The 23922-nt window shown below is 38.0% G+C and carries 20 protein-coding genes and 2 pseudogenes; all 22 read left to right on the top strand.

The features are described from left to right. Positions 1-593 (top strand): annotated as a pseudogene (fusA, locus tag ACI4WO_RS06005) (elongation factor G); the annotation flags it as partial. A gap of 108 nt (positions 594-701) precedes the next feature. Then, a complete protein-coding gene (tuf, locus tag ACI4WO_RS06000; protein ID WP_439806656.1) occupies positions 702-1901 on the top strand; it encodes an elongation factor Tu in 1200 nt (399 codons plus the stop codon). A gap of 140 nt (positions 1902-2041) precedes the next feature. Continuing rightward, positions 2042-2644, top strand: coding sequence for an ECF transporter S component (locus ACI4WO_RS05995; protein ID WP_439806655.1), 603 nt, complete (start codon positions 2042-2044; stop codon positions 2642-2644). Between the two features lie 243 nt (positions 2645-2887). Beyond that, positions 2888-3325 (top strand): division/cell wall cluster transcriptional repressor MraZ, encoded by a 438-nt coding sequence (gene mraZ / locus ACI4WO_RS05990; RefSeq protein ID WP_439806654.1) that lies wholly within the window; start codon positions 2888-2890, stop codon positions 3323-3325. A gap of 9 nt (positions 3326-3334) precedes the next feature. Continuing rightward, the gene (gene rsmH, locus ACI4WO_RS05985) at positions 3335-4261 is read left to right on the top strand and encodes a 16S rRNA (cytosine(1402)-N(4))-methyltransferase RsmH (RefSeq protein ID WP_439806653.1); all 927 of its coding nucleotides are present in this window, start codon (positions 3335-3337) and stop codon (positions 4259-4261) included. 10 nt (positions 4262-4271) lie between these two features. Beyond that, positions 4272-4796 carry a hypothetical protein gene (locus ACI4WO_RS05980; protein WP_439806652.1) on the top strand — a complete coding sequence of 175 codons (525 nt, stop codon included), beginning with the start codon at positions 4272-4274 and terminating at the stop codon, positions 4794-4796. 348 nt (positions 4797-5144) lie between these two features. Continuing rightward, on the top strand, positions 5145-7520 hold the full coding sequence (locus ACI4WO_RS05975; RefSeq protein WP_439806651.1) for a penicillin-binding transpeptidase domain-containing protein: 2376 nt from the start codon (positions 5145-5147) through the stop codon (positions 7518-7520). Between the two features lie 74 nt (positions 7521-7594). Next, positions 7595-9031, top strand: a complete 1437-nt coding sequence (locus ACI4WO_RS05970) for a UDP-N-acetylmuramoyl-L-alanyl-D-glutamate--2,6-diaminopimelate ligase (RefSeq protein ID WP_439806650.1) — start codon at positions 7595-7597, stop codon at positions 9029-9031. Then, entirely contained in the window at positions 9031-10380 is a 1350-nt protein-coding gene (locus ACI4WO_RS05965) for a UDP-N-acetylmuramoyl-tripeptide--D-alanyl-D-alanine ligase (protein ID WP_439806649.1), read from the top strand. Before ACI4WO_RS05970 ends, ACI4WO_RS05965 begins: the two co-directional genes overlap by 1 nt. A gap of 79 nt (positions 10381-10459) precedes the next feature. Further along, a complete protein-coding gene (gene mraY / locus ACI4WO_RS05960) occupies positions 10460-11503 on the top strand; it encodes a phospho-N-acetylmuramoyl-pentapeptide-transferase (protein WP_439806648.1) in 1044 nt (347 codons plus the stop codon). Between the two features lie 22 nt (positions 11504-11525). Beyond that, positions 11526-12746, top strand: a complete 1221-nt coding sequence (ftsW, locus tag ACI4WO_RS05955; RefSeq protein WP_439806647.1) for a putative lipid II flippase FtsW — start codon at positions 11526-11528, stop codon at positions 12744-12746. A gap of 40 nt (positions 12747-12786) precedes the next feature. Then, positions 12787-13914: an undecaprenyldiphospho-muramoylpentapeptide beta-N-acetylglucosaminyltransferase gene (gene murG / locus ACI4WO_RS05950; RefSeq protein ID WP_439806646.1), complete on the top strand. Its 1128-nt coding sequence runs from the start codon at positions 12787-12789 to the stop codon at positions 13912-13914. A 56-nt stretch (positions 13915-13970) separates the two neighbouring features. Continuing rightward, positions 13971-15230 carry a UDP-N-acetylglucosamine 1-carboxyvinyltransferase gene (murA, locus tag ACI4WO_RS05945; protein WP_439806645.1) on the top strand — a complete coding sequence of 420 codons (1260 nt, stop codon included), beginning with the start codon at positions 13971-13973 and terminating at the stop codon, positions 15228-15230. Positions 15231-15285: 55 nt separating this feature from the next. Continuing rightward, on the top strand, positions 15286-16326 hold the full coding sequence (locus ACI4WO_RS05940; protein ID WP_439806644.1) for a cell division protein FtsQ/DivIB: 1041 nt from the start codon (positions 15286-15288) through the stop codon (positions 16324-16326). A 150-nt stretch (positions 16327-16476) separates the two neighbouring features. Continuing rightward, positions 16477-17562: a cell division protein FtsZ gene (gene ftsZ, locus ACI4WO_RS05935; protein WP_439806643.1), complete on the top strand. Its 1086-nt coding sequence runs from the start codon at positions 16477-16479 to the stop codon at positions 17560-17562. Between the two features lie 59 nt (positions 17563-17621). Further along, complete coding sequence (locus ACI4WO_RS05930) at positions 17622-18185, top strand: FumA C-terminus/TtdB family hydratase beta subunit (RefSeq protein ID WP_439806642.1); 564 nt, start codon at positions 17622-17624, stop codon at positions 18183-18185. A gap of 426 nt (positions 18186-18611) precedes the next feature. After that, a complete protein-coding gene (locus ACI4WO_RS05925; RefSeq protein ID WP_439806641.1) occupies positions 18612-18890 on the top strand; it encodes a zinc-ribbon domain containing protein in 279 nt (92 codons plus the stop codon). A 106-nt stretch (positions 18891-18996) separates the two neighbouring features. Beyond that, positions 18997-19203 carry a DUF1858 domain-containing protein gene (locus tag ACI4WO_RS05920; RefSeq protein ID WP_439806640.1) on the top strand — a complete coding sequence of 69 codons (207 nt, stop codon included), beginning with the start codon at positions 18997-18999 and terminating at the stop codon, positions 19201-19203. Between the two features lie 77 nt (positions 19204-19280). After that, positions 19281-20738 (top strand): Nif3-like dinuclear metal center hexameric protein, encoded by a 1458-nt coding sequence (locus ACI4WO_RS05915; protein ID WP_439806639.1) that lies wholly within the window; start codon positions 19281-19283, stop codon positions 20736-20738. Next, positions 20728-21570 (top strand): putative RNA methyltransferase, encoded by an 843-nt coding sequence (locus tag ACI4WO_RS05910; protein WP_439806638.1) that lies wholly within the window; start codon positions 20728-20730, stop codon positions 21568-21570. The genes ACI4WO_RS05915 and ACI4WO_RS05910 overlap by 11 nt, the downstream gene beginning before the upstream one ends. Further along, on the top strand, positions 21570-23321 hold the full coding sequence (locus ACI4WO_RS05905) for an Rqc2 family fibronectin-binding protein (RefSeq protein ID WP_439806637.1): 1752 nt from the start codon (positions 21570-21572) through the stop codon (positions 23319-23321). Before ACI4WO_RS05910 ends, ACI4WO_RS05905 begins: the two co-directional genes overlap by 1 nt. Next, a pseudogene (locus tag ACI4WO_RS05900) lies at positions 23318-23827 on the top strand (DNA-3-methyladenine glycosylase). The gene ACI4WO_RS05905 and the pseudogene ACI4WO_RS05900 overlap by 4 nt, the downstream one beginning before the upstream one ends. Positions 23828-23922: the final 95 nt, after the last annotated feature.

The raw sequence follows: 23922 nt of genomic DNA, 5'->3' as shown, positions 1-23922 counted from the left end.
AGTCAGGCGGTAAGGGTCAGTACGGTCATGTTAAGATCAGAGTTACACCTAACGAATCCGGCAAGGGATATGAGTTTAAAAACTCAATTGTCGGCGGTGCAATTCCTAAGGAATATATTCCTGCTGTCGACAAGGGTATTCAGGGTGCAATGAAAGCTGGTATCCTTGCAGGTTATGAAGTTGTTGACGTGTGTGTTGAACTGTATGACGGTTCATATCATGAAGTTGACTCTTCTGAAATGGCATTCCAGATCGCTGGTTCGATGGCTTTCAAGGAAGCTATGAAGAAGGCAAACCCGGTTCTTATGGAACCTATTATGAAGGTTTCCGTTATTGTTCCTGATGAATATACAGGTACAGTTATCGGTGATCTGAGTTCACGCCGTGGACAGATTCAGGGTCAGGAAACAAGACCAGGTGCTGTTCAGGTTGATGCTCTTGTTCCGCTTTCAGAAATGTTTGGTTACTCCAATGACCTTCGTTCAAATACACAGGGTCGTGGTCAGTATTCAATGGAACCGCACAGCTATCTTGAAGTTCCTAAGAACATTGCTGAAAAGATCATGACATCAAGAAACAAAAATAACGGTTAATTTTGATAATCTTAAATATTTTTTATAAAAACTCTTGAAATTTGTTCCGATATATGTTAGAATGATATTCATGAGGAATCTAATTAAACATTAAGGAGGATTTTCCCAATGGCAAAGGCTAAATATGAAAGAACTAAACCACATGTTAACATTGGTACAATCGGACACGTTGACCATGGTAAGACAACTCTTACAGCTGCTATTACAAAGACTCTGGCTCTTAAGGGTCAGGCTCAGTATGAAGCATACGATATGATCGATAAGGCTCCGGAAGAAAGAGAACGTGGTATCACAATTAATACAGCTCACGTTGAATATGAAACAGACAAGCGTCATTATGCTCACGTTGACTGCCCAGGACATGCTGACTATGTAAAGAACATGATCACAGGTGCTGCTCAGATGGATGGTGCTATCCTTGTTGTTGCTTCTTCTGACGGTCCTATGGCTCAGACAAAAGAGCATCTGCTTCTCGCTCGTCAGGTTGGTGTTCCTTATATTGTTGTATTCATGAACAAGGCTGATCAGGTTGATGATCCGGAACTTCTTGAACTCGTTGAAATGGATATCAGAGCTACTCTTGATGAATATGAATTCCCTGGCGATGATACACCTATCATTAAGGGTTCTGCTCTTGCAGCTCTGAATGCTCCTGATGACCTCAGCGATCCTGCTTATGCACCAATTCTTGAACTTATGGATGCTGTTGATGAATATATTCCAACTCCTGAACGTAAGTCTGATCTTCCTTTCCTTATGCCTATCGAAGATACTATGACAATTTCTGGTCGTGGTACTGTTGTTACAGGTAGAGTTGAAAGAGGACAGCTCAAGACTGGTGATGAAGTTGAAATCGTTGGTCTTTCTACAGAAAAGGGTAAGACAGTTGTTACTGGTATTGAAATGTTCAGAAAGACTCTTGACTATGCAGAAGCAGGCGATAACATCGGTGCTCTTCTCCGTGGTATTACAAGAGATCAGGTTGAAAGAGGACAGGTTCTTTGTCAGCCAGGTTCTATTCACCCACACACAAAGTTCAAGGGTCAGGTATACGTTCTGAAGAAAGAAGAAGGCGGACGTCATACTCCTTTCTTCACAAACTACAGACCTCAGTTCTATTTCAGAACAACTGACGTTACTGGTATCATCACTCTTCCAGAAGGCGTTGAAATGTGTACTCCTGGTGATAACGTTGAAATCAACGTTGAACTGATTACACCAATCGCTATTGAAGAAGGTCTGCGTTTTGCTATTCGTGAAGGCGGACGTACAGTTGGTTCAGGCGTTGTTACTGCTATTCAGGAATAATTTGAATTTGTAAATGCAAAAGGGAATGATTTAATCATTCCCTTTTTCTTTTTGCATAAAATAAGTTCTGCTGAAAATAATAATTGAAGATCTGATATAATATATGTGCTGGTTACTAAATCGGCAGAATGAGGAGTTTTATGAAAACAAATAAAATCACAGTTATGGCAGTTTTAATTGCAATTGAAATAATATTTTGTTTTACACCTCTGGGTTCAATACCTCTTGGTCCGGGGATAACTGCAACTTTGGCACATATTCCTGTAATTATATCAGCATTTATTCTGGAAGCTAAATATAACTGGGTTTTAGGAGCTGTTATGGGACTTTGTTCTTTTATATGGTGGTCAACAGCTGGACTTGCATATCCGACTTCATTTGTTTTTACTCCAATTGCAGAATATGGTAATTTTATGAGTGTTGTGATTTGTTTTCTTCCAAGAATTCTTTTACCACTTTTTACATTTTATTTATATGATTTCTTCAGAAAAAGATTTAAATTGAATTTATCTGCTGCACTTTCAGGAACTATTGCCACTTTTCTCCACTCAGCTATGGTTTTGGGATTGATTTATATTTCATTTTATAAAAATAAAAATGTTTCAGAAAATTTGGGGAGTAATTTTTTGAATTTCATTTCTGCATGGGCAGGCGTTAATGCATTGGTGGAAATAGCCACTGCCGGAATAGTAAGTGCAGCGGTAATTAAAGCTTTGAAAGGGCTTAAAAGCGATAAAATATAATAACTAATGTAATAGGATTTTAGGCATACTGATTGATAAAATTAGTATGCTTTGTTAATTTTACACAAAAAATGCTGTATATTTTCGACTTCTTTTATTTTCTTGTATCGCTATTTCGCCTTGACGTTTTCGGATAATTGAGTTATAATAATATGTACACGGTGGTGAAGTGTGGTAAAGTAGTGTAAAAAATCCACAATTTTGGTAAAACAGTCCCAAAAAATCAGAAAGGTGGTGTTCGGAATGGCTTTGACGGCTCTTATGGGTACATATCATCATAATATTGACGCAAAGGGCAGAATGAGCTTTCCGACAAAACTCAGAGATTTACTGGGGGGAGAATTTTATGTTACTAAAAGCATAAACCAGAAGTGTCTGACCATTTATTCAAAATCCGAATGGGAAAAACTTGCAAATAAGGTTGCTGCTCTTCCTGATTCCATGGGAGGACTGGATATAAAAAGATGGCTTTTTTCCGGTGCTGGAGAACTGATTCCGGACAAGCAGGGACGAGTTCTTATACCGTCTGATCTAAGAGAATTTGCCGGTCTGACAAAGGATGTCGTTGTTATCGGTCTGGATGACAAGGCAGAAATCTGGGATAAGGAACTGTGGGACGCTCAGCAAAACAATATGGATATGGAAGCTATGCTTGCAGCAATGCAGCAGCTTGGCATTTAAGGAGTATTTATGGAATTTTCTCATGTTTCGGTTTTGCTTAATGAAAGCATAGAAGGATTGAACATTAAGCCGGACGGCATTTATGTTGACTGTACAGCCGGAGGCGGCGGACATTCAATTGAAATTGCAAAAAGACTGAATGAAAATGGAAGGCTTATTGCCTTGGATTGTGATCCGGATGCTGTGACGGCGGCGTCAGAAAGACTTAAAGATTATAATAATGCACAGGTTATAAGAAGCAATTATTCAAAGTTACGTCAGGTGCTTGATTCACTGAATATTGATCTTGTAGACGGTGTTCTTATGGATCTTGGAGTGTCATCACATCAGCTTGATACTCCTCAAAGAGGTTTTTCTTATCATTATGACGCACCGCTTGATATGCGAATGAGTCAGGAAGGTACCAGTGCTTATGATATTGTAAACGGCTGGTCTGAAGAACAGCTTGCCAGAATTATTTTTGAATTCGGCGAGGAAAAGTTTTCAAGGAAAATAGCAAAAAATATTGTTATGTTTCGTAAGGAAAAACCTGTTAATACTACGCTTGAACTTGCTGAAATCATAAAGGAAAGTGTTCCTGCCGCAGTAAAAAGGGAAAAAAATCCCTGTAAGAAGACTTTTCAGGCCATAAGAATAGCTGTAAACGGTGAATTTGACCATTTATCTGACGGTCTTGACGCCGCATTTGACAGTCTTAAACCAAATGGCAGACTTGCTGTTATATCATTTCATTCATTGGAAGACAGACTTGTAAAACAGCGTTTTGCAGGACTATGCAAGGGGTGTATCTGTCCGCCTGATTTTCCTCAGTGCGTGTGCGGAAGAACTCCACAGGGAAGGCTGATAAATAAAAAGCCTATTGAAGCTTCAGTATGTGAGCTTGAACAAAACAATCGAAGCAGAAGTGCAAAATTAAGAATCATAGAAAGGAGATAGGTGCTTTGTTATGGCTGCAGATAATTCGGCATATGATTATTTCTTGCAAAACAATCCTCACAAACCTGATAATAAAAATCAGCATACAGTTACGACAGCCGAAAGGATTCCTGCTGAAAAGCCAGAAAAACAACGGGTTCCTGATATCACTATGAAGGTAACACCGCCTAAAAGAGGCTCAGCGTCCAAGGTGTTTATAATTGCACTGTCTGCATTGCTGGTATTTTTCTGTGTTATTTACGGAAAAGTAGAAACAAACAGGATATATCGTCAGATTTCTGATGCTAATCAGAAGCTTGAAAGCGTTCAGAGCGAAAATGTTCGTCTGCAATCAGAGCTTGAAAGTAAAATGACGCTGAAAAATGTTGAGGATTATGCAGTAAATGTATTAGGACTTCAAAAACTTGATAATTCTCAGATCAAATATGTTCAGACTCAGACTGACGATATAGTTGAGATCCCTGAAGAAAATAAAAATATATTTGTCAGGGCTAAAGAAAAAGTTGAAAGCTTTTTGGAATATATTTTCGGATAGGGCAATATTATTAATTAGAAAGACGGCTGATATAAAAGAAAATGCTGTCGGAATTTTCAGGAGAAAAAAACGGGTGTACGGAAATAGGGAGAGAATTTGCTGCCGCGTCTGCAAGCGGCAGCGGTTAAGCTCCTGTATAAAAATAATTTCTTATGTGCCGTTTATCGGTTAAGGTTTCAGATTTGTTGAACTTGAATGAGATTTATTTTTAAAATATGAAATGCAAAAATGTATTTTAAATTTTAGAAATAAAAACATTCGCCATGGCAGGGAGAAGTTAATATATCCCTGCTATTTTTATAGAAATATAGTTTATATGTATATATGGTTTGGCTATGGAGGTTGTTTATGGCAGAAAAACCTACCACTCAAATGAAAAAGCGGACGAACAGAGTAGTTCTGATCGGTATGCTTGCGTTTGCCGGAGCAATAATTGCTCAGCTGTTTAAACTTTCAATCGTTCAGAATGATTTTTATCAGGAAAAGGCAAATGAATATCATTTCGGTGAAATTTCAATATCAGCAAACAGAGGATCTATATATGATACAAACGGTGTTATTCTTGCACAAAGTGCTACTGTTTACAAGGTCTTTATGGATCCGGATTTATTCCGCTCAGAGCTTGAGGATAAAAAAGAAACTGCTGAAGCTCAGCAAAAACAGTTAGCTGCCGGAAAACTGCCTCAGGGAACTGTTATCAAAACTGCAGAGGATGTTCAGAATGAAATAGTTTCTTTCCTTGCTGAAAAACTTGAAATCAAACAGGAGACTGTTCTCAAGGCAATGGAGGAAAACACTCAGTATAAGGTTTTGAAAACTCAGGTTGAAAAACCTGTGGCAGATGAAATAATTGCTTTTATGGATGAAAATTCCCTGAATTCTATTCAGATTGAAGAGGATACTAAAAGATATTATCCTCAGGATGAACTGGCAGCGTCTGTAATCGGATTTACTAACGGTGACGGAGATGGTCAGTATGGAATTGAGTATCAGTATGACGAATATCTTGCGGGAATAGACGGCAAGGTGATCTCCGCTAAGGACGCATATGGAAATGAAATGCCATACAGATATGCGAAAACCTATGAAGCTCAAAACGGTGATTCGCTGTATCTTACTATAGACAGAACTTTACAGTATTCTCTTGAAAAAAATCTTGAGGAGACTGTAAGTCAGTTCGAAGTTGAGGACAGAGCCTGCGGCATAATTATGAATGCCAAAACAGGTGCTATTCTTGCTATGGCAACTTCTCCGGGATTTGACCTTAACAATCCATCAGAGGTTTCAGATCTTCAGATAGCCCAGATGGCTCAGGATATGGGATTTCTGAATATAGACAAAAATGAGGTAATAAAGAAAGATAAGGCAAAATCTTATCTTGAAACACTTACAGAAGAACAATATGATGACGCATATGTTGCCGCCCGTGAACAGCAATGGAAAAACAAGGCAATAACAGAACTGTATATTCCGGGTTCGGTATTCAAGGTTGTTACTAGCTCTGCTGCACTTGAAGAACATGCTATTACTGTTAATGACAGCTTTGACTGTACTGGTGCTGTAACTGTAATTGAAGGTACAGAGCCTATACATTGCTGGAAAACTTCCGGACATGGACTTCAGACATTTGTTGAGGCGATTACAAATTCCTGTAATCCGGCTTTTATTGAAATAGGCAGAAGACTTGGTGCTGAAAACTTCTTTAATTATTTTAAGGCTTACGGACTGACTGAAAGAACCGGAATAGACCTTCCGGCAGAAGCAACCAGTTATTATCAGGGACTGGATGGTATGGGTGCTGTAGAGCTTGCTTCATGTTCATTCGGTCAGACTAACAAGGTAACTCCTATAGAAATGATTACTGCATATGCGGCAGTTATTAACGGCGGAGAACTTGTTACTCCGTATGTTGTAAGCAAAATTGTAGACAATGATGGAAATGTAGTTCTTACAAATGAAAAAACAGTAAAAAGACAGGTGATTTCAAAGGAAACTTCTGAAATAATGTGTCAGACTCTGGAAACTGTTGCATATCAGAACGGTTCATATATCAAGGGTTATCATGTTGGCGGTAAAAGCGGTACGTCAGAAAAGCTTGACGAATATGCAGGTACCGAAGAAGATCCAATGAGATATGTAGCTTCTTATTGCAGCTTTGCTCCGGCAGATGATCCGGAAATTATTATGCTGATAATGGCAGATGAACCTATGTCCGGAGAATATTACGGAAGCCAGATAGCTGTACCGTGTTCAAGAAAAATTATGGAGGAAATTTTGCCGTATCTGGGATATTATCCTGAATATACAGATGAGGAAGCAGAAAATCTGGACGTATCAGTACCGTTTGTGGAAGATATGACCGTAGAAGAAGCCCAGAAGACAATTGAAGAAAAGGGTCTTACATATCAGGTTGTAGGTGACGGAAAAACAGTCTGCGGGCAGACTCCGATTACCGGAAGTACTGTATCTCAGGGCGGAACAGTAGTTATTTATACCGAGAAGGATTATAGTCCGGAATATGTTGAAGTTCCGGATATGACAGGATATTCTGTGTCTGATGCAAATTATATTCTTACAAATATGGGACTTAATTTCGTTGCCGGAGGAGCGTCAACTGATACAAGTTCAGCAGTAGTTCAGTCCCAGTCAGAGCCTGTAGGTTCAAAAGTACCGGTTGGTACAGTAATTGAGCTTACCTTTGGTGTGAATGATCAATCGGGCTGATAAATATGAATATAATGATTTTTAAGGTTTACAATAAATTATGCTGAATGATTAAGACAGGCGGGTGTTTAATAATGAAACTTTATAAGCTGATAGAAAATATCGCTGAGATAAATATTCCGGATATGGAAATCAGTGCGGTTACAGATAATACCAGAAAAGTTCAGAAGGACTGTATTTTTGTTTGCGTAAAGGGCGGTTCATTTGACGGGCATGATGCTGCCGGAGAAATGCTTGAAAAGGGTGCGGCACTTGTAGTAACTGAAAGGGATCTCGGTCTTGGTGACAGACAGATTATAACAGATAATTCAAGAAAATTTTATGGAGAGCTTTGTGCGGCATGGTTTGATCATCCGGAGAAAAAAATAAAAATTATTGGTGTTACAGGTACCAATGGAAAAACAACTATTACAAATGTAATAAAAAATATTCTTATGTCTGAAGGCATAAAAACTGGTCTTATCGGTACTATAAGAAATGAGATAGGAGATGAGGTGATCCACACTGACAATACCACTCCTATGGCGTTTGATTATATGTATCTTCTTGACAAGATGGTCAAAGCAGGCTGTAAGTATGCTGTCATGGAGGTTTCTTCATTCGGGCTTGTACAGTACAGAATAGGTCCTACACATTTTGATATAGGAGTATTTACCAATCTTACTCAGGATCATCTTGACTATCATAAAACAATGGAAAATTACTATCAGGCCAAAAAGATGATGTTTGATGAATGTGATTATGCCCTTGTTAATACTGATGATCAGTATGGTAAAAGACTTTACAGTGAAATAACCTGTGCAAAGGAAAGCTATGGAAGCATTCAGGAATCTGATTACTATGCTGATGCAATTAAAATAAAAGCCGATGGAACAAGCTTCTGGTATTGCTATGACGGCAAGTCACAGATTGTAAATATGAAAATGACTGGTATGTTTAATGTTTCAAATGTTACTGCTGCAATAACTGTCTGTATGAAGGCAGGAGTTCCAATGGAGAATATTCTTAAGTCTATTGCGGAATATAACGGAGTAAAGGGAAGATGTGAAATTATTCCTACCGGCAGAGATTTTACGGTTATATGCGATTATGCTCATACTCCGGACGCAATTGAAAATATTTTAAAAAGCGTCAGAGAGTATACAGAGGGAAGGCTTATATGCCTGTTTGGCTGCGGAGGAAATCGCGATGCCAAAAAGCGTCCGCTTATGGCAAAGGCAGCAGCAAAATTTGCCGACAGGCTTATTATTACTTCTGATAACCCGAGAGATGAGATTCCGGAAGCTATTATAGACGATATTCTTGTAGGTCTTAAGGACAGTGAAATCCCATTTGATGTGGTTGTTGACAGAACAGAAGCGATTTATCATTCGCTGAAGATTGCCCGAAAGGGAGATATAATAGTTCTTGCCGGAAAAGGTCATGAGGATTATCAGGTACTTCCCGGAAACGAACATATACATTTTGATGAAAGAGAGATAGTTTCAGACGGTCTGAAGCTAATAGACTGATGGAAAAATTATTATTATCGGAAATAGCAGAATGCCTGGGTACTGAATGTCCATGTGAAAAAACAATTACGGAAATTTCGACTGATACAAGAAATTTACCTGAAGGATGTCTTTTTATAGCAATAAAGGGTGAACGGTTTGACGGTCATACATTTATAAGAAAAGCTATTGAAAACGGAGCTGCCGCTGCGGTTTCAGAATATCCCGTTGATGGGTGTCCTTGTATCGTAACGGATAATACCAGAAAAGCACTTTTAAAAATAGCCGCATATTACCGTCGTAAATTCAGTCCCATACTGGTAGGAGTTACAGGAAGCGTGGGAAAAACTACAACAAAAGAAATGATTGCTCTTGTGCTTTCTGAAAAATATAAAACTTTGAAAACTCAGGGTAATTTTAACAATGAAATAGGTCTTCCTAAAACCCTTTTTAATCTGAATTCTTCCCATGAAGCGGCTGTAATTGAAATGGGTATGTCTAATTTTGGCGAAATTGAAAGATTATCTGAAACAGCAGCACCTACAATGGGGGTTATAACCAATATTGGATTTTCACATATTGAAAATCTTAAATCTCAGGATGGTATTTTGAAAGCAAAGCTGGAAATACTTAAAGGAATGGAAGATAATGCTCCTTTGATTGTTAACGGCGATGATGCACGTCTTGCACCCTTGAAGAATAATCTGGATGCACATCAGGTTTATCTTTATGGTACTGATAATGAATGTAATGATTTCAAAGCCGTAAATATAAAAGAAGAAAATGGAATTACAATATTTGATATAAAATACCCGGATGGCGAAATAACTGCTGAAATTCCGTGCGTTGGCAGGCATAACGTTTTAAATGCAGCTGCGGCGTTTGCAGTAGGTATTTTAAACGGCTTATCAGATACAGAAATTGTTTCTGCCCTGAAAAAATACAAGCCGGACGGAATGCGCCAGAACATAGTAAAAAAAGGTGATGTAACAGTTATTATCGATTGTTACAATGCAAGTCCTGATTCTATGAGAGCTTCTTTAAACGTTTTAGCCGGAATGGAATGCACAGGCAGAAAAATTGCAGTACTGGGAGATATGCTGGAGCTGGGGGACTCTTCCGAAAAGCTTCATAGAATGGCAGGAAATATGGCAGTGCATGCAAGTCCTGATATGCTGTTTTGTTTTGGAAAGGATTCCGGATACATAGGAGAAGAAGCAAAGAAATCCGGAATCAATGCATATCATACATGTGATAAGAATATGCTTACGGAAAAAATAAAGGAATTTATAAAGCCCGGAGATACAATATTATTTAAGGCAAGCCGTGGCATGAAGCTTGAAGAAGTAATTGACAAGCTGTTCGGGTAAATTTTAGCGTGTAAAATCTCTGCAGCCGCTAAGGAGATTTTAATATTGCTGATTTTTTAGCGGCAGAATGGAGATTATAATGTCATACTGGATTAGTATAGGAACAGCACTGATATCATTTGCTCTGTCTGCATTGATAGGTGTGGTACTGATTCCTTTTCTGAAAAAAATTCATTTTGGACAGACAATACTTGAAATCGGTCCCAAATGGCATAAATCAAAGCAGGGTACACCGATAATGGGCGGATTTATGTTTATAATAAGCAGTATTATTTCCGTTGTTATTGGATATCTTATATACCGTTCACGCAATATGATCGATATTACTCAGAAAACTGCTTCGGAAAATGCATTGAGACTTTTGTCATGTATTTTATTTTCAGTGCTGTTTGCTGGAATCGGTTTTCTTGACGATTATATAAAGGCAATTAAAAAACAAAATCTGGGACTTAATCCAAAACAGAAAATGTTTTTTCAGTTTATCCTGTCCGCTGCATTTCTTGCAGTACTGTACGCTTTGGGAGATAAATCAACAAAACTAGATTTGATTTTCGTTCAGATTGATTTGGGATGGTTTTATTATCCGATAATGATTTTGTTTATGATTTATGTTTCAAATGCGGTAAATCTGACTGATGGAGTTGACGGACTCTGCGGTTCTGTAACATTTATTACCATGCTGGCATTTTCAGCAATATGCGGTATTTTAAAATCCTATGAGATTTCCCTTTATGCTGTAGCAATTGCAGGAGGCTGTCTGGGATTTTTGATCTGGAATCTTCATCCGGCAAAATGCTTTATGGGCGATACGGGATCAATGTATTTAGGCGGATCGTTTGTGGCAATTGGTCTTACTACACACAAACATCTTTTAATCGTTCTGGTAGGACTTGTGTACATTCTTGAAGCTCTGTCAGTTGTTATTCAGGTTACTTACTTTAAAATCACTGCAAGACAGCATTACAAAAAAACAGGTGAAAAGGGCAAAGGCAAAAGAATTTTCAAAATGTCTCCGATTCATCATCATTTTGAAATGTGCGGTTTCAGTGAATATAAAATTGTAATTACTTTTTCGATAGCGGCAATTATTGTATCAGCTTTGGGTATACTGACCGTTATCTGACATTGTAAGGGAGGAACAAATTTTGGCTGAAAATTACGGTGCTGGAGCAGCTTCAATTGATCGCAGCAGATCATCCGGCAATAAAAGCAGGCAAAAAAAGGTTATACATCCTCTGTTTTCAAGAGGAGTTATGGATCTGACATTTTTTCTCATTGTAATGACATTGCTTGTTATAGGTATAATTATGATGTTTTCAGCCAGTTATGCAAAGGCGCTGAATGAATCCGGAGGAGAAAGCGGAACAAGCTATGCTTCAAAGCAAATAATGATGGCGGCTATTGGTATATTTTTTATGTTTTTCTTTTCCTTTTTTGATTACCGTCATTTTGCCAACCCTAAAATTGCTATTACAAGCTATGTAGTATGTGTGATACTGCTTGTGGCAGTACTTCTGGTGGGTGTAACTGAGGGCGGTGCCACTAGATGGTTAGTTATTGGACCTATTAACTTTCAGCCGTCCGAGCTTATGAAATTTTCCATAATAATTCTGTTTTCGTATCTTATTGTACAGAATTATAATAAAATGCAGAAATTTTCTGTAGGTATTCTGCCATTTGGCATTTTATTGGGAATTGTTGTAATACTTCTTATGAAGCAGCCGCATCTTTCATGTACACTCCTTATTTGCTGTGTTGGTGTATGCCTTATGTTTGTAGGCGGAGTAAGGTGGAAGCATATTTTTATTCTTTGCGGAGTAGGCATAGCGGCAATCGGACTTCTGGTTTATATTAAATCACAGGGAGAAGAGGGCTTCACTTATTTCCAGACACGTTTCCAGTCATGGCTGGATCCTTTTTCAGATGAAAAGAACAAAACCTTTCAGACTTGTCAGTCGCTTATCGCAATAGGCTCCGGAGGTCTGTTCGGACTGGGACTCGGAGGATCAAGACAGAAATTTATGTATCTTCCGGAATCTCAGAATGACTTTGTTTTTTCTATTGTATGTGAAGAGCTTGGATTTATCGGGGCAGTTGCAATAATTTTATTATTTGCATTATTAATAATACGTGGCTTTTATATTGCTTCGAAAGCTAAAGATAAGTTCGGCATGCTTATTACAGTTGGTATAACAGTTCAGATCGGTATACAAGCTTTTTTGAATATTGCGGTTGTAAGTAATCTGATTCCAAATACAGGTATTAGCCTTCCGTTTTTCAGCTATGGCGGTACAGCACTTGTAATGCAGCTGGCTGAAATGGGAATTATTCTGAATGTGTCAAGACAATCATCTATTGATGTATAAATAATTAGAAAGGAGATTATACTTTAAGTATAATAAGTATATGAAAGTATTACTTGCCGGAGGCGGCACTGCCGGACATATAAATCCTGCACTGGCAATAGCGTCTGTTATTAAGGAACATTATCCGGATACGGAATTTTTGTTTGTGGGAACACCAAATGGTATGGAAGCAAGACTGATTCCGGAAGCAGGATATAATTTTGCTCCGATGAAAGTTGCAGGCTTTCAGAGAAAATTAACACTCAAAAATATAAAGAGAAACTGTCAGGCGGCAGGATATCTTCTGGTTTCCGGACCAAAAGCCAGAAAAATTATTAATGATTTCAAGCCTGATATTGCTGTGGGAACCGGAGGCTATGTAAGTGGACCTGTAATTAAAAAGGCAGCAAGAATGGGCGTGGCAACTGCAATCCATGAGCAGAATGCTTTTCCGGGGGTAACCAACAAACTTCTGGCAAAGGAAGTTGACAAGGTTATGCTGACGGTAAAAGAAGCTCTGAAATATCTTGATAAAAACGTTGATTATGTTGTAACCGGTCTTCCGGTCAGAGAAGGAATAGCTTCCAAATCCAGACTTGAAGCAAGAGCAGAGCTTGGCTTTGACAATGAATTATGCATACTTTCCTTTGGAGGAAGTCTGGGGGCCGGATGCATAAATGATACAATGGCTGAGGTTATCGACTGGCATACCTCAAATAATCTTAAAATAAATCATATTCATGGGTACGGAAAAATGGGAAGGGAATCATTTCCCGAGACTATGAAGAAAAAAGGTATACCGATGAAAAGCAAGCGTCTCAGAATCAGCGAGTACATAGATGATATGGATACTTGTCTGGCTGCTGCTGATCTGGTAATTTGCCGTTCCGGTGCTTCAACTCTGGCAGAGCTTGAAATGGCTGGAAAGGCATCAATTCTTATTCCGTCTCCGGTCGTAACAGGAAATCATCAGTTTCATAATGCCAATGTTCTGGGCAGAGCCGGTGCGGCAATTGTTATAGAGCAGAAGGATGTTACAAATGAAATTATGATAAATAAAATAAAAGAACTGTATGAAAACAGGGATAAGCTTGCGGACATGTCTCAGAAGGCAGCCGGACTGGCTGTAAAAGACACAAATGACAGAATCTATTCTGTCATAAAGGAGCTTGCAGACAAAAAAAAGTAGCACTTTTATACATGAAAGCATAATATGTGGTAAATGCTTTCAGGTGGTGTATAAAAATGCAAAATCAGAAACTTGTTATTGAAGGCGGTCATAAATTAAGCGGGGAAGTGAGGGTTCAGGGAGCAAAAAACAGCTCTCTGCCGATTATTGCCGCTTCGCTTATGTGTCAGGGAGAAACGGTTTTGAAAAACTGTCCGGCACTTAGTGATACTTATGCATCGTGCAGGATTCTTACACATCTGGGATGTGAATGCCGTTTCAGCGGAAACACTTTGACGGTAAAACCTGATGGATTGAATTCTTATGAAATTCCGGATGATCTGATGCATGAAATGAGGTCATCAATTATTTATATGGGTGCATTGCTGGGAGCTTGCGGTAAATGCTGTTTATCGTTTCCCGGAGGATGTGAGCTGGGTCCTCGTCCAATAGATATGCATTTAAGTGCTATGAAAAAAATGGGGGCTTCTGTAAAGGATGAATTTGGAATTATTGAATGCATGGCAGATAAAGGTCTTCATGGAACAAAAATAACCTTAAGATATCCTTCAGTGGGTACTACTGAAAATATAATTCTTGCTGCGGTAAAGGCAAAGGGAGAAACTATTATAGTCAATGCGGCAAGAGAACCGGAAATAGTTGATCTTGCATTATTCTTAAATAAATGCGGAGGAAAAATAAAGGGTGCAGGCAACAGTACAGTTGTTATTGAGGGAGTTGAAAAGCTCCATGGCTGTATGCATTATATAATGCCGGACAGAATTGCAGCTGCTACATATATTTCTGCTGCGGCTTCAACTAATGGTGAAATTAATATTATAGGGATTGATTCAAATTTATGTGACAGCTTTATTTCTGTTTTTGAACAGATGGGGTGTAATGTTTATATATATGACGGATGCATATATGTTAATGCTAAAAAAACACTGAAATCTGTAAATAAAATTATTACTATGCCTCATCCGGGATTCCCTACAGATGCTCAGGCAATTGTTATGGCGGTTTTGTGCAAGGCAGAGGGAAACAGTATTTTTGAGGAAAATATTTTTGAAAACAGATACAGGCATGTTGATGCACTGGTTAAAATGGGTGCTGATATAAAAGTGATAGGAAAAGTAGCTGTTATAAATGGAGTGAAAAAGTTATATGGTGCCAAAGTATCGGCAACAGATCTTCGGGGAGGGGCTGCTATGGCGGTTGCAGGACTGGGTGCTGAAGGGACAACTGAAATTTCAGATATCAGTCATATAGACAGAGGATATGAAAATTTTGAATCTGTTATAGCATCAATGGGAGGAAAAATAAAAAGAATTTAAGGCGGAAACCGTTAACTTTACGGTTCTGACTTAATATTGCCGGAAGGGTAGAATAATGAGGGACGTTGTAAAAACTAATGTAAAGAGAAATCAAAACAGCAAACGTACCAGAAGAAGACGCAGACATATATCACTGTATGTTTTTCTGGTTGTAATTCTTGTTCTTGGAATAGGAGTTTTACTTTCAGTAACGCTGTTTTTTAATATAAATCATATAAATGTAAATGGTAATGTAGATTATTCAAACGAGGATATTATAAAGGTTTCAGGGGTTGGAATCGGAGATAATATGGTTCGTCTGGATGCTGGAAAGGCTGAACAGAATATACTTAGCAGTATGGTTTTTATCGAAGAGGCAGAAATAAACAAAAGATATCCTGATACGCTGGAAATTAAAGTTACCAAGTGTGTTGCAGCAGCAAATATACAGTGTGAAAATGGTTTTCTTCTGGTGTCAAAAAAAGGTAAGATCCTTGAAAAAGTTGAATCTGCACAGAATGATCTGATCACAATAAGCGGTTTTGAGCCCGTGGATGAAACACTGGGAAATTATATTGCTTCTGCTGATGAGCAGAAAACTGAAATATATTTTGAAATCGTAAATGCAGTGGAAAATAACGAAAACAGTAAAATAAGATCAGTTGATATGAATGATAAATATGATATAAAAGTAAATTATGATAACAGGATTAATTTTGAAATGGGAAGTGCTAATGATGCCAAATATAAACTGAATCTGGCAGATACTGTTTTAAAAGATCTGGGTGATGATAAAAAAGGTACTATGGTAATGATAGGAAGCAATCAGATCTCTTTCAGAAGTGATTCTGATACAAATATTAAAAAGAAAAATAATACAAAGATTCCTATAAATAAAGATGATCTACCGGAAGACAGTACAGAAAATACTACTGAGGAAACTCAGCCGGAGTATGAAGAAGAAAATCCGGATTCGTATTCAGAAGATTCATATGAGGAAGAAGATTCCGAATATTACGAAGATGAAGAATATGAATATGAAGATAGTTATGATGAAGATTATTATTCTGACGATAATTTTGAAGAAAATATCGAAGATGTATATTATGAGGAATAATACTGAAAAAAATAAAAAAATAAAATAAAAAAAATGAAAATAAGTCTTGAAAAATCCCATGAAGTATGTTAATATAATAATATGTATTGTTAATATTAGAGTTTATGACTGAAATATCAGGGATGGAAATAAATTTAGGAGGAATTGTAAATGACAGACTTCAATTTTGAGGAAGCTTTCGACCCGCAGGTTAGCATTAAGGTAATTGGTGTTGGCGGAGGCGGCGGAAACGCTTTGAATTGTATGGTCGATGCAGGTGTAAAGGATATTGAGTATATTGCTGTTAACACCGATGCAAAAGCACTTAACAGATCAAAGGCAACAACAAAAATTCAGATTGGTGCAAAACTTACAAAGGGCAGAGGTGCCGGAAACAGACCGGAAGTCGGTGAACGTTCGGCAGAAGAAAACAGAGATGAGATAGAAGCATCCCTTAAGGGTGCTGATATGGTATTTATCACTGCCGGTATGGGCGGCGGAACTGGTACTGGTGCTGCTCCTGTTGTAGCTGAAATTGCTCAGGAAATGGGCCTTCTTACTGTTGCCGTTGTTACAAAACCTTTCGCTTTTGAAAGAGAACAAAAAATGCTTCAGGCTGAAAGAGGTATTGAGGAACTGAAAAAATACGTGGATTCACTTATTGTAATTCCTAATGAAAGACTTCTGGATGGTCTTGAAAAACAGCCTACAATGATGGAATCTTTTGCTCTTGCAGATGATATCCTTAAAACTGGTGTAAAGAGTATTTCTGATCTGATTACTGAAGATGGATACATAAACCTCGACTTTGCTGATGTATCCACAATTATGAAGGGTGCAGGATATGCTCATATGGCTATTGGTCATGGATCAGGAAAGGATAAGGCTGCTGAAGCTGCAAAGGCTGTTATATCCAGCCCATTGCTTGAGACATCTATTTCCGGTGCTAGACGCTTGCTTATTAATATTACTATGTCAGAAGATATCATGGCATCTGATGTTGATACTGCAACAAAGATGATTACCGATACAGCTGCGGAAGATGTAGAATTCATTTTCGGTACTGCGTTCAAGGAAGATATGAACGATGAAATGACAATTACTGTAATTGCAGCAGGTTATGGAGATGACGTTGCTACGGCAAATGAGGACGAAGAAGTTATTCCGATTGACAATCCTCTTATCGACAATCCAGGAGATAAAAAGGATACAACAGAGGATGATCTGGATGAGATTCTGAGAATGCTAGAAAAATAAGAGTTTTCAGCAGCCGTTTTTAACGGCTGCCTTATTTGTAAAAACAGGAGATGCTTTAAATGTCGATGCCCAGAAAAATTAATGCGGCGGATTTGAAAAAATATGCCCCTGAGCTTAAGGCTGGTGAAAAAATTCTGCTGACCGGTACTGTCTATACATCGAGGGATGCTGCCCATAAGAGAATAAAGGCTATGATTGATAATGGTGAAAAGCTTCCGTTTGATCTGGAGAATGCCTGTATATATTATGCAGGACCTACTCCGGCACCTGAGGGCAGACCTATAGGTTCCTGCGGTCCTACAACATCCGGACGAATGGACAAATTTGCACCTCTGTTTCTTGATATGGGTCTTGGCGGAATGATAGGCAAGGGAGAACGAAGTTGCGAGGTAAGGGACGCTGTTGTAAGAAACGGTGCTGTATATCTTTGTGCTGTGGGCGGTGCAGGTGCTTTGGCAGCTCACTGCATAAAAAAATGTGAGGTAATTGCTTTTGAGGATTTGGGCTGCGAATCCGTTAAAAAGCTTTATGTGGAGGATTTTCCTTTGATTGTTGCTGATGACTGCAGCGGAGGAGACATTTTCTCAGAGGGAAGACAAAAATATTCTCTTGATAATATGTAAAAAACTAACAAATTAATCTTAAAAAATATGTTAGTATTGACTTTTTGTTAAGTATATGTAATTTTTTTGAAAAATCGCTTGACAAATTTGAAATAATAGTTTATGATATTGGTAACATGAATTTTATTTATTAAAATTTTGTTATAGAATGAAACTGTTTTATAAATAATCATCTGTATCACTATTTGGCTGTTTTTCTTTTACGCTGGCTTGATTTGTGGGATGCTCGGATTGTTTTGTTTTGCATAAGCGAAATGTGTTGACATTTATATTTGACGGTTTATTCCGCACTTTTAAATTTGTTGAACAAAGCAGATTTAATTCTATTGATAAATGGCCAGGTAGCTTAATTCCAGAGCGTTGTTTAACAAAGGTGTCGGTGTGAGTCCGTCCGGGGTCCAAAATACTACAAGCGAGGTAAAAGAAATGTACGAAGATAAGACATTGGTGTGTAAGGAATGCGGAAATGAGTTCGTATTTACAGCTGGTGAACAGGAATTTTATGCTGAAAAAGGTTTTGTAAATGAACCTCAGAGATGCAAGGCTTGCAGAGATGCCAGAAAAAATGCTTCCAGATCTGAAAGAGAAATGTATACAGCTACATGTGCTGCATGCGGAAAAGAAGCAAGAGTTCCTTTCAAGCCAAGAGAAGACCGTGCGGTTTATTGCAGCGAATGTTTTGCAAAGATGAAGGAAGAAGCTTAAAATATTAAGATTCTTGAATTAGTGCAGCCGTATGGTTGCACTTTTATTTTATCAGTTTGGTATAAATTTTAATTGAAAACAAATAATAAAAACGGAGGAATAAAAAATGGCTTATGAAGTAAATAAAAATACAATTATTGGTGATATTCTTGATCATGATTTTGACGTGGCACCATTTTTCCTTGAAATGGGAATGCATTGCCTTGGCTGTCCTGCTTCAAGAGGAGAAACCATCGCTGAAGCCTGTGAAGTTCATGGTACAGATGCAGATGAACTGGTAAATAAGCTTAACACTTTTTTTGCAGGTAAATAATTTTCAGACTGAAGAGGGAGCTTTTTAAAAGTGGAAAAGCTCCCTTTTTTAGACTGTTTAAATAATAGGGGATACTAATGATAGTAATTGATAACAGACTAAAAGTTTGTGCAGAAATGATTTCAGGAAATGGTATTGTTTGCGATATTGGCACAGATCATGCTTATCTTCCGGCATATCTTATTGAAAATAAAATATGTTCGGAGGCTGTGGCATCTGATATAAATGACGGACCGCTTAAATTTGCAGTGCAGACTATTGAAAAGTACGGATATAAAGATAATATAAAATTAATAAAATCTGACGGACTGGACAATATTCCTCCAGATAATATCAGTGATATTGTAATCGCCGGAATGGGCGGAGAAACTATTTCAGCTATACTGGATAATGTTGAATGGATAAAAAATGGTGTAAATCTGGTTCTTCAGCCGATGACTCGTGCAGGACATCTTAGAAAATGGCTTTATAAAAACGGATTTGAAATCGTTGAAGAAAAGGCGGTTATTGAAGACAGATTTGTTTATACAGTTATCCGGGCTGTTTATTCCGGATACAGAATAAACATTGGTAAAGTTGCCGAATATGTGGGAAGAATAAATATTGAAACTGATGCTGGAAAAAGATATATAGAAAATCAATTTTCAAAAATCAATAATATTGTTCTGGGACTCTGCAAGGCTGGAAAAGATGAAGACTCACAAAAATATAAATATATTGCTGACAGGCTTAAGGTAATGACGGAGGGCAGAATGAACACTGTTTCTGAAATTTATAAATACATAGATTCTATTGCACATTTTTCCTTACAGGAAAAATGGGACAATTCCGGACTTTTAACCGGTAATATGAACAGAAAGATAAGCCGTGTGCTGGTTACTCTGGATATAACAAACGATGTGGCAGATGAAGCCGTTGAAACAGGTTCAGAGCTTATTATATCTCATCATCCTGTAATTTTTAACCCGCTTTATAATCTGGAAGATGATGAACCGGCGTGTATACTGATGAAAAACGGAATTTCGGCTATATGTGTTCATACGCCATTTGATATTGCTGAAAACGGAATGAGTGATATTTTAATGGAGCTTTCAGGATTTAAAAAAACTGAGGGTACTTTAGAAGTTACAGGTCATGATGATAAGCCTTATGGCTTTGGTACAGTGGGGGTTTCAGACAGGGGATATACTTCGGCAGAGCTTGCCCAAAGGCTTAAAGAACTTCTGGGATGTACTGTAGTTCGTTACACTGACGGAGGAAAAAATATTAAAAAAGCAGCTTTCTGCACCGGAAGCGGCGGAAACCTTATTGAAAGTGCATTAAATCTGGGTGCTGATGCATATATCACTTCCGAAGTCAAGCATGATCAGTGGATTTATGCAAAAAGAAAGGGAATTTCTGTATTTGACTGCGGACATTTCCATACTGAAAATCCCGGAATGAAAATGCTTTGCAAAATGCTTGCGGCGGATTTTCCAAATATAGAATTTTCAATGTCTGAGGTTAATAAGGATCCGGTAAATTATGTTATATAGAAAAAGTTTGTTTGCCTGTCCTGTATGCGGAATGTCTTTGAAAACGGACGGTAAAAATTATAAATGCGGTAAAAATCATTCCTTTGATGCGGCAAAAAGCGGGTATGTCAATCTTCTTATGTCAAATCATATGAATACTAAAAATCCGGGAGATAATAAGCTTATGGTGAAATCAAGAAGTGATTTTCTTGATAAGGGATATTACAGTCATCTTCTTGATGCTTTATGTGATGCAGTAAATGAAGCAGTATCTGAAAATGATGTTCTTTTAGATGCAGGGTGCGGAGAAGGATACTATACCAGCGGAATATTTGATTTTCTTCAAAATAAGGGTATTGAGATAAATGCAGCCGGAATAGATATCTCAAAATATGCCGCTGACAAAGCAGCCAGAAGAAATCAGAAAGTCGAATTTGCAGTAGGCAGCGTTTTTCATATTCCGGCAACAGACGGCTCATGCAATGTTCTTCTTAACATATTTGCTCCGTTTTGCCGTGAAGAATTTATCAGGGTGATAAAAGACGGCGGTTATATGATTATGGTGATTCCGGGAAGAAAACATCTGTGGGAGCTTAAAAATGCTGTTTATGATACGCCTTATGAAAATAATCCAAAACCGGAAGAAATAGACGGTTTTGAATTTCTGAAAAAATATGAAACAAAAAAGGAAATTGAACTTGAAAACAGCCATGATATAGCAAGTCTTTTTACTATGACGCCATATTTTTATAATACTAGTCCGGAAGATAAAAATAAACTGGAAAATCTGAAATACTTAAAAACTGAAACAGAATTTGAAATACTTATTTACAGAAAAAAAGGAGAATTTTAATGGCTTTGGACGGAGCTTTTTTATATGCGGTAAAGCAGGAGCTTGATGTACTCATAGGAGGAAGAACGGATAAGATTTATCAGCCCTCCCGTGAGGAAATTATAATTTCAATACGAACGGTCAAGGGTGCTTACAGACTTCTTATTTCAGCTTCTGCAAGCAGTGCCAGAATTCATATAACAAAAACAACTGTTGATAATCCTATGTCTCCGCCAATGTTTTGTATGCTTCTGAGAAAGCATCTTGGGGGAGGAAAGCTTAAGGCAATACGTCAGGACGGTCTGGAGCGTATTTTATATCTGGATTTTGAGTGTATTAATGAACTGGGAGATATTGTTACAGTAACTCTTGCCTGTGAAATAATGGGGAAATATTCAAATATTATTCTTGTGAATCAGGACGGAAAAATTATTGACAGTATCAGGCGTGTAGATGAAGACATGTCACGGGAAAGAACAGTTCTTCCGGGAATGCTCTATGAATTTCCGCCCAGAGATAACAGGATTTCTTTTAAGGATTCAGATGAAGAACAGATAAGAAAAGCAGTAGACAATCTTAGAAATGCTGAACTTTCAAAGGCTGTTATCGGTGCTTTTGAGGGCGTTTCGCCGGTACTGGCAAGAGAATGGGCGTATTATACCGGTCATGGCAGAGAGCTTAACGGGGGAGAGCTTAGCGATAATGAAAAGGACAGGCTGGTTTTTGCTGTTATGTCTGCGAAAAATGCACTGCTTGAGAAAAAATGCTGTTATACCTGTGCGGTAAATAAAGACGGACTTCTTAAGGATTTTTCTTTCATACGCCTTAATCAGTATGGCGGACTTATGATTACGAAGGAATTTGAATCAGCATGTGAGCTTCTGGATTATTTTTATGCTCAGAGGGATAAGACTGCCAGATTAAAGCAGCGTGCAAATGATTTGTTCAGACTTCTTATGAATACCAGTGAAAGAATTACAAAACGTATTGCAAATCAGAAAAATGAACTTCAGGAATGTACCAAAAAAGATGAAATGAAGCTTATGGGAGATCTTATTTCAGCTAATATTTACCGTATAAATAAAGGCGATAAGAAAGTTATTCTTGAAAATTTTTATGACGAAAGCTGTCCTCAGATTGAAATAAAACTTGACGCAAGGCTTACCCCTGCACAGAATGCCCAGAAATATTATTCTGAATACCGCAAGTCTGTAACAGCTGAAAAAAAGCTTGCAGAACAGATTGCTCTGGGAGAGGAAGAACTTGAATATATTGAAAGCGTATTTGATTCCCTTACAAGGGCAGACACGGAAAATGAAATAAATGAACTTCGGCTGGAGCTTGCGGAACAGGGATATGTACGTGCTGTGCGGCTTAAGGGCAAACCGCCTAAAAGCAGTCCGCCGGCTGAATATGTGTCAAGCGACGGGTATACAATACTTCTTGGAAGAAATAATAAGCAAAATGACAAACTGACTTTGAAAACTGCTGCTAAAACTGATATGTGGCTTCATACTCACAATATACCGGGATCTCATGCTATAATCGTTACAAACGGAGATACTCCGCCGGACAGGACTATTGAAGAGGCAGCAGTTATTGCAGCTGTTAACTCGAAAGCTAAGGACTCTTCACAGGTTCCGGTTGATTATTGTCTTGTAAAATTTGTTAAAAAGCCTGCTGGTGCAAAACCCGGTATGGTTATATTTTCAAATAACAAAACTCTTTATGTGACTCCTGAAAAAGAGCTTGCAGAAAGGCTGAAGAAATGATACTTGATAATGAATTTTTTCACAGGGATTGTCTTGAGGTTGCTCCGGATCTTGTAGGCAAAATTATAGTCAGAAAAATGGACAGCGGAGAAATAGTAGGGCTTAGAATAACAGAAACGGAGGCTTAAAGAGGTACTGAAGACAAGGCATGTCACGCTTCAAAGGGAAGAACTTCAAGAACGGAATTGCTGTACAGGGAAAGCGGTATTATTTATGTCTATTTGTGCTATGGTATTCACTGGCTTATGAATGTGATAACAGGTGAAGCAGAGCAGCCTCAGGGAGTCCTTATACGAGCATGCGAGGACTTTGAAGGTCCGGCAAAGCTTACTAAGCGTCTTGGTATTGATAAAAGCTTTAACGGTGAAAGTTTCATCGGAAATGAAAGAATATGGATCGAGGATGACGGTATGAAGCCGGAAATCAAAACTGCTCCAAGAGTTGGAATAGATTATGCCGGGGAAGAATGGGCTTCGAAACTTTGGAGATTTATTCTTGACAAATAAGATTAAATAAAGTATAATATAAAGGTGAGATTTTTTAGTGATCTTGCTAAAGGTGATATTCATTATTTGAAATGGCGGCCGAAGCAGTTAATTGC

The sequence above is a fragment of the Porcipelethomonas sp. genome, assembly GCF_051893655.1.
In the GTDB taxonomy this organism is placed as follows: Bacteria; Bacillota; Clostridia; order Oscillospirales; family Ruminococcaceae; genus Porcipelethomonas.
The sequence above is the reverse complement of the archived record's forward strand: the minus strand, read 5'-3'. Positions and strand labels throughout refer to the sequence as shown.